The organism is Bacillus cereus group sp. BfR-BA-01360 (assembly GCF_022663595.1).
Classification (GTDB): domain Bacteria; phylum Bacillota; class Bacilli; order Bacillales; family Bacillaceae_G; genus Bacillus_A; species Bacillus_A cytotoxicus.
On the sequence record NZ_JAKUFV010000048.1, the window covers coordinates 1 to 6169 of the forward strand.

Sequence of the window (6169 nt, forward strand, 5' to 3'; positions counted from 1 at the left end):
CACCCGTTCCCATACCGAACACGGAAGTTAAGCTCTCTAGCGCCGATGGTAGTTGGGGCCTTGCCCCTGTGAGAGTAGGACGTCGCCAGGCGAATGGAGGATTAGCTCAGCTGGGAGAGCACCTGCCTTACAAGCAGGGGGTCGGCGGTTCGATCCCGTCATCCTCCACCATAATATATCGGAGGGGTAGCGAAGTGGCTAAACGCGGCGGACTGTAAATCCGCTCCTTCGGGTTCGGCAGTTCGAATCTGCCCCCCTCCACCATTTTCATTATTGGGCTATAGCCAAGCGGTAAGGCAACGGACTTTGACTCCGTCATGCGCTGGTTCGAATCCAGCTAGCCCAGCCATTTAAGAGCCATTAGCTCAGTTGGTAGAGCATCTGACTTTTAATCAGAGGGTCGAAGGTTCGAGTCCTTCATGGCTCACCATTTAAAAGAATATGCGGGTGTGGCGGAATTGGCAGACGCACCAGACTTAGGATCTGGCGCCTTTGGCGTGGGGGTTCGACTCCCTTCACCCGCACTTTTAATAAAATACTTATAACATGTCTTGCGGAAGTAGTTCAGTGGTAGAATACAACCTTGCCAAGGTTGGGGTCGCGGGTTCGAATCCCGTCTTCCGCTCCAAACATGACATGCCGGGGTGGCGGAACAGGCAGACGCACAGGACTTAAAATCCTGCGGTGGGTGACCACCGTGCGGGTTCGACTCCCGCCCTCGGCACCATATGCGCCCGTAGCTCAATTGGATAGAGCGTTTGACTACGGATCAAGAGGTTAGGGGTTCGACTCCTCTCGGGCGCGCCATTAACGGGAAGTGGCTCAGCTTGGTAGAGCACCTGGTTTGGGACCAGGGGGTCGCAGGTTCAAATCCTGTCTTCCCGATACTTAATTTGGGGCCTTAGCTCAGCTGGGAGAGCGCCTGCCTTGCACGCAGGAGGTCAGCGGTTCGATCCCGCTAGGCTCCACTTTTATTATTGTTGGAGGTATACCCAAGTCTGGCTGAAGGGATCGGTCTTGAAAACCGACAGGCGGTGAGAGCCGTGCGGGGGTTCGAATCCCTCTACCTCCTCCATTTTATTGTTATTGAAATGGAATTATTCATAGTTTATAAAGACTAATATATAATATTACCTTCATGGAGGTATACCCAAGTCTGGCTGAAGGGATCGGTCTTGAAAACCGACAGGCGGCGAGAGTCGCGCGGGGGTTCGAATCCCTCTACCTCCTTATTTTAAAAATACATTGTCGCGGGGTGGAGCAGTCTGGTAGCTCGTCGGGCTCATAACCCGAAGGTCGCAGGTTCAAATCCTGTCCCCGCAACCAAATGGTCCCGTGGTGTAGTGGTTAACATGCCTGCCTGTCACGCAGGAGATCGCCGGTTCGACCCCGGTCGGGACCGCCATTACATAAGGCTCGGTAGCTCAGTCGGTAGAGCAGAGGACTGAAAATCCTCGTGTCGGCGGTTCGATTCCGTCCCGAGCCACCATTTTGAATTAGCGAGCCGGCTTAGCTCAATTGGTAGAGCAACTGACTTGTAATCAGTAGGTTGGGGGTTCAAGTCCTCTAGCCGGCATCGTTTAGGGGCATAGTTTAACGGTAGAACAGAGGTCTCCAAAACCTCCGGTGTGGGTTCGATTCCTACTGCCCCTGTTTAGAAATATGGGCCTATAGCTCAGCTGGTTAGAGCGCACGCCTGATAAGCGTGAGGTCGATGGTTCAAGTCCATTTAGGCCCATCATTATATTCCGCAGTAGCTCAGTGGTAGAGCTATCGGCTGTTAACCGATCGGTCGTAGGTTCGAGTCCTACCTGCGGAGCCATGGCCCGTTGGTCAAGTGGTTAAGACACCGCCCTTTCACGGCGGTAACACGGGTTCGAATCCCGTACGGGTCATAAAAAAGAGTCAGCATAATTGCTGACTCTTTTTTCTTATGTTACGTATACTTGTTCCTTTTACATACGATGTTGTAAATCTAAACAAATATGAAGAGAAGTATTTGAAATAAATAAAGGGAATTTGGAAAAACTATGGTATGTATTAAAAGGAGGGAACAAATTATGCTATTTGTAAGAGATTTGATGAGTACAAATATTGTACAATGTACGCCTTTAGATAATGTGTATGAAGCAGCTGTTAAAATGAAAGAAGAAGAAATTGGTATGATCCCGGTTGTCGATAATAATCAAATTGTTGGTCTTGTTACAGATCGCGACTTAGTTGTTCGTGGAATTGCTGAGAAGCATCCAGGGTCTAATAAAATTACAAATGTGATGACCACAAATATTGTTTCAGTAGCACCTAACGATCCGGTTGAGAAGGCAACAGAGTTAATGGCAAGGCATCAAGTGAGAAGGTTGCCAGTAGTAGAGAATGGAGTACTCGTTGGAATGTTAGCATTAGGAGATTTAGCAACAGTAGAAGCAGTTGATGATCAAGCTGGTTTTGCCTTAGGTGAAATATCCGAGCATACAAAAGGGTTACATGAACTTTAAGACAGTTATGTAAACTTTGATGAATAAAGAATGAGAATCAGATACATTATTCTTACAATTAGAAGGCAAAGGCATTGTGAGTGTAATGTATCTGAAATAAAATTCAAAGATCATTGCTATATTTGAAAAGTTTTTTAAAATTTTTATTCTTAATTTTTATCACGATAAAAAATGATATACTAATAGATATGAGAGTTATGAGTGATTTTGAATATAGCAATATTTGTTGAGTTTTTATTATTAACAAACTTTAGCGTGTTTATATAGAAGGGAAAATTGAAAGGGGAGTTATATGAAAGCTGTGCAGGGAAATCCGAATTGGAATTTGGTTATTGATACATACGTGGAACCAAAAGATTTTGCTGATTTATTTTCTTTACTTGTACCTTGTCGTCCAAAAGGTGAAGAGAAAGAGAGAACACTTCTAGTATGGAAAGAAAAAGAGTTTTACAAAGAAGAAAATTTGATTCCATTCATTTTATATGGAATGAACAAAGCAAAAGAATTACCTCAATTTCATAAAGATGAGATTCCTACATTGGTGCGTATTGTTCGTTTATGTCAAGAGATTGGTTGGTATCAAGAAGCATATACATTTATGGTAAATCAAAGGTTAGATGAATTTGTATATACTTCAAGGGAGTATGAAACGTGGGATTCCATAACACAAATTGTCGCTTTAAACTATTTAATTATTAAGTACCGTGTTGGAGAATTAAAAAGTGAAGATGTAGCGATTTGGAATAGAGTAAAATTTAATGAAAAATGTATAGAAGAATATAGAGAATTAGTATCTCATAAAGAAGTCTTAGAGTTCACATTCTTTTACCTATGTAAACAAGCAAAATCTCTTTCTAAAAAAGAATTAAATGATGACATGATGAACCTAGCAATATATTGCAATACATATTTAGGTGATTTATACACATTTGACTTATTAAGAAAATATCGCAAATGCACAGATTTTCTTTCATACTATGGACCTAATCATGCTGTTATTGCATGTCAGAGAGCTGTTATTTCTCAAATATCAGATCGACTTGATCCATTAAAAACAACACATGTTGATGATTATTTATATGTTATGAAAGAAATGATGGAACATATGACAATCGAGATTATGAACAGCTATGGACACTTTATTGGTAAGCTATTATCTTACATACCATTCTTTGAAATGATTCAAGTTCCTCAGCATGCATATTATTGTGAAGAACTCTTGCATGTATGTAAAGGAATTGAATATAAGGAAGAAATTTTACGGAATTATATTTTTATACAGTTACATGATTGTTTACCGTCATTCTTTAGAGTGTTTTTAAAGAACAAACGTTATGCAACTATTCATGACATTTTATTTTACTGGTGTGACGATGAACAGAGAATGAGTCTAGAAAAAAAATATAACTTAAGCTTCATTTATGAGAAGTATGCATGTGGCTAAAAACAAATACATAAGTAAAAGGGATCTCATGTAAATTGAGATCCCTTTTACTTAGTAGTATGAATTAGCAGCCTTGATTTTCTTATACATCAAAGAAAGTAATTTGTTTTCTCTTTCTAGATCCCTGGCTGCTTTTGTTTTTCTTGTTTCTTTTGTTTATCAGGAACATTAATATATTGGGATATAACTAGTAAGATTCCCAAGAAGAATACAGGGAATATGGAAGATAGATAAAAGCCACCATTTACTACGTTTGTTATAAAAGCACTTAAAAGAAAAAGCATAACGTAAATATGAGCAATTTTTTGTTTCAGTCGAATTTGAAATGCTTCCATCATAATTTCTAAAATAACAAAAGTAATAACAATAGATAAAAATACAATGCTTGTATTATAAATAATTAAACAACAAATTAAGCCAAAGAAGGCTATAGATTCAATCATTAATGGGATATTGCGTGGCATAGTATTTACCTAACTAAATATGGCAGTGGATCCACTGCATTCGTTTTTTCAAAATTCCATTCTCCATTATGTAATTCAAAATGAAGATGTTGTCCAAAGGAATGTCCTGTATTTCCCATATGTCCTAATAGTTGTCCAACCTGTACGTGGTCTCCTACCTTTACAGCGCGATCTTTCATATGAGCATAAACAGTTGTATACAATTTTCCATTGATCCGATGAGCAACGAAAACAACATTCCCATAGCTTGCTGAATAATAAGACTTCACAACTTTTCCTGAAGCGGCTGCATGAATAGAAACATTCCCTTGTGCAGCAATATCTACTCCATAATGCATTTGTTCCCAGCGCATATCAAATGTTGAACTAATTTTTCCTTGTGTCGGAAATTTAAAAACAGCTGGGATAGAAGGATTTGTCTTTTTATTTTGCGCCTGATTTTGGAAGATATAATGTTTGGCTACATAGCCATACGCTGTGCCGAAGCGAATTTTATACCAAGTTCCGACTGTTTCTACAACCTGAACTTGTGTACCGTTTTGTAAAGAGCCGATAATCGCACTATTCGTTCCCGCATTACTACGTACGTTTAGTTTTGGAGTAGCAACGGTATAGGTAGGAGTGTTTTGCACGGTAATTCCTTTTACTAAAGGTTTTGAACCGCTAGATACAAAGTCTTTTTGTACATATCCAATTTGTCCGTTGTGAAAAATTTTATACCAATTTCCTTGTGTTTCTTGGACTGCAACGAACTTACCATTCGGTAATACGTCAAGAATAGAAGATTCTGTATTCGGTTCAGAACGAACATTTAACGCATTTGCATGTACAATATATTGCTCGCTTCTCTTACTAGATTTTGTAAATGTAATAGCATCTTTTTTTATGTAACCGATCTGATTATGAATATTTACTTTATACCAGTCGTGAACTGTTTCAAGAATGGTAACAGGGGTGTTATAGGGGATGCTACCAATTGAATCATTGTTGACGCTTGTAGTTGGATATAAGTTTACTTTATCTACCTTCACATAGCCAGTCTTTGCTTTTGCTGTTTGCTGTGCAGCAGCTGTCTGCGTATCTACTTCTGTTACAGAAGGAAGTAAGGAAGCAATTGCGACAGTAGTTGCTGTTAAAGCTGTAGCTTTCAAGTTCATATAATCAAGGCCTCCTCTAGATGTAATACTGTACCTTTTATTATAGTATAAAGATAGAATCGAGTGGGGCTTATTCACATAAATGTAATATGAAATCAATAGAAAAATAATGTTAAATGTATAGATGTTTGCTTTTTTATAAGAAAATAGTGCAATGCCATGCGAAATCAAAAAGAGAGCATGCTTTCTTGTATCCCTCTATTTTCGGGTAGTAAGAATCCCACTTCAAGATTCGGAGAGAAACAAGGAAACTGGGAGCTCATATGCAGCGTATTTCTCATTTTATTATTAGGTGGATAATTAAGAAAATTAAAATAGTTGCTGAAGCTTGATGACGGTGTTATACTGACAATGGTAATTTTATATTGTGCTAGGAGAGTTGGTGTTGCCAACTGAGAGTAAGGCCGTGAGTCTTTGATCCTTTTATTACCTGATCTAGGTTATGCTAGCGTAGGGAAGCAATTTGGACGAAAGTATAAGTCCCCGTTTCTTTGCGCATGGAAACGGGGCTTTTTTATTTTATCTTTTTAGGCGAGAAGACACCCACCTCAAGGAACGTGCAGGGCATAGCCCAATGAGTAGGTGGGTGATGAATCGCCTTCGGATAGG

Annotated in this window: 4 protein-coding genes, 20 tRNA genes, 1 rRNA gene and 1 riboswitch; of the genes, 23 read left to right on the forward strand and 2 right to left on the reverse strand. The window is 39.6% G+C overall.

All coding sequences use genetic code 11. The annotated features are described in order from the left end of the window. From rrf to MR056_RS21605, 23 genes are all read left to right on the forward strand, one after another. Positions 1-91 (forward strand): 5S ribosomal RNA (rrf, locus tag MR056_RS21495); the annotation flags it as partial. Positions 92-95: 4 nt separating this feature from the next. After that, a tRNA-Val gene (locus MR056_RS21500) sits at positions 96-171 on the forward strand. A gap of 9 nt (positions 172-180) precedes the next feature. Beyond that, positions 181-264 (forward strand) — tRNA-Tyr (locus MR056_RS21505). 10 nt (positions 265-274) lie between these two features. Then, positions 275-349 (forward strand) — tRNA-Gln (locus MR056_RS21510). Positions 350-354: 5 nt separating this feature from the next. Further along, positions 355-430 (forward strand) — tRNA-Lys (locus tag MR056_RS21515). 13 nt (positions 431-443) lie between these two features. Next, positions 444-524, forward strand: a tRNA-Leu gene (locus tag MR056_RS21520). A 29-nt stretch (positions 525-553) separates the two neighbouring features. Beyond that, positions 554-628 (forward strand) — tRNA-Gly (locus MR056_RS21525). A 10-nt stretch (positions 629-638) separates the two neighbouring features. Continuing rightward, positions 639-727 (forward strand) — tRNA-Leu (locus MR056_RS21530). Positions 728-730: 3 nt separating this feature from the next. Continuing rightward, positions 731-807, forward strand: a tRNA-Arg gene (locus MR056_RS21535). A 4-nt stretch (positions 808-811) separates the two neighbouring features. Beyond that, positions 812-885 (forward strand) — tRNA-Pro (locus MR056_RS21540). 10 nt (positions 886-895) lie between these two features. Further along, a tRNA-Ala gene (locus tag MR056_RS21545) sits at positions 896-968 on the forward strand. Positions 969-982: 14 nt separating this feature from the next. Continuing rightward, positions 983-1075 (forward strand) — tRNA-Ser (locus MR056_RS21550). 65 nt (positions 1076-1140) lie between these two features. Further along, positions 1141-1230: transfer RNA gene (locus MR056_RS21555), tRNA-Ser, on the forward strand. 19 nt (positions 1231-1249) lie between these two features. After that, positions 1250-1326, forward strand: a tRNA-Met gene (locus MR056_RS21560). A gap of 3 nt (positions 1327-1329) precedes the next feature. After that, positions 1330-1405, forward strand: a tRNA-Asp gene (locus MR056_RS21565). Between the two features lie 8 nt (positions 1406-1413). After that, positions 1414-1489, forward strand: a tRNA-Phe gene (locus MR056_RS21570). A 14-nt stretch (positions 1490-1503) separates the two neighbouring features. Continuing rightward, positions 1504-1576 (forward strand) — tRNA-Thr (locus tag MR056_RS21575). Positions 1577-1582: 6 nt separating this feature from the next. Beyond that, positions 1583-1653: transfer RNA gene (locus tag MR056_RS21580), tRNA-Trp, on the forward strand. Positions 1654-1664: 11 nt separating this feature from the next. Beyond that, positions 1665-1738 (forward strand) — tRNA-Ile (locus MR056_RS21585). Between the two features lie 9 nt (positions 1739-1747). Continuing rightward, positions 1748-1822 (forward strand) — tRNA-Asn (locus MR056_RS21590). Between the two features lies 1 nt (position 1823). Continuing rightward, positions 1824-1895: transfer RNA gene (locus tag MR056_RS21595), tRNA-Glu, on the forward strand. A gap of 165 nt (positions 1896-2060) precedes the next feature. Continuing rightward, on the forward strand, positions 2061-2495 hold the full coding sequence (locus MR056_RS21600; protein WP_087097562.1) for a CBS domain-containing protein: 435 nt from the start codon (positions 2061-2063) through the stop codon (positions 2493-2495). A gap of 292 nt (positions 2496-2787) precedes the next feature. Further along, positions 2788-3939 carry a DUF3965 domain-containing protein gene (locus MR056_RS21605; RefSeq protein WP_087097564.1) on the forward strand — a complete coding sequence of 384 codons (1152 nt, stop codon included), beginning with the start codon at positions 2788-2790 and terminating at the stop codon, positions 3937-3939. A gap of 116 nt (positions 3940-4055) precedes the next feature. Here the strand turns inward: MR056_RS21605 and MR056_RS21610 are convergent, their stop codons facing one another. Next, positions 4056-4403 (reverse strand): hypothetical protein, encoded by a 348-nt coding sequence (locus MR056_RS21610; protein WP_011983713.1) that lies wholly within the window; start codon positions 4401-4403, stop codon positions 4056-4058. A 5-nt stretch (positions 4404-4408) separates the two neighbouring features. Further along, positions 4409-5560 (reverse strand): SH3 domain-containing protein, encoded by a 1152-nt coding sequence (locus tag MR056_RS21615; RefSeq protein WP_087097566.1) that lies wholly within the window; start codon positions 5558-5560, stop codon positions 4409-4411. A 362-nt stretch (positions 5561-5922) separates the two neighbouring features. Further along, a riboswitch (TPP riboswitch) is annotated at positions 5923-6034 on the forward strand. Positions 6035-6169: the final 135 nt, after the last annotated feature.

What these genes read in the sequence shown, in the direction of transcription:
- MR056_RS21610 (WP_011983713.1), bottom strand. Translation starts at nt 4,403, where the DNA reads ATGCCACGCAATATCCCATTAATGATTGAATCTATAGCCTTCTTTGGC.
- MR056_RS21615 (WP_087097566.1), bottom strand. Translation starts at nt 5,560, where the DNA reads ATGAACTTGAAAGCTACAGCTTTAACAGCAACTACTGTCGCAATTGCT.
- MR056_RS21605 (WP_087097564.1), top strand. Translation starts at nt 2,788, where the DNA reads ATGAAAGCTGTGCAGGGAAATCCGAATTGGAATTTGGTTATTGATACA.
- MR056_RS21600 (WP_087097562.1), top strand. Translation starts at nt 2,061, where the DNA reads ATGCTATTTGTAAGAGATTTGATGAGTACAAATATTGTACAATGTACG.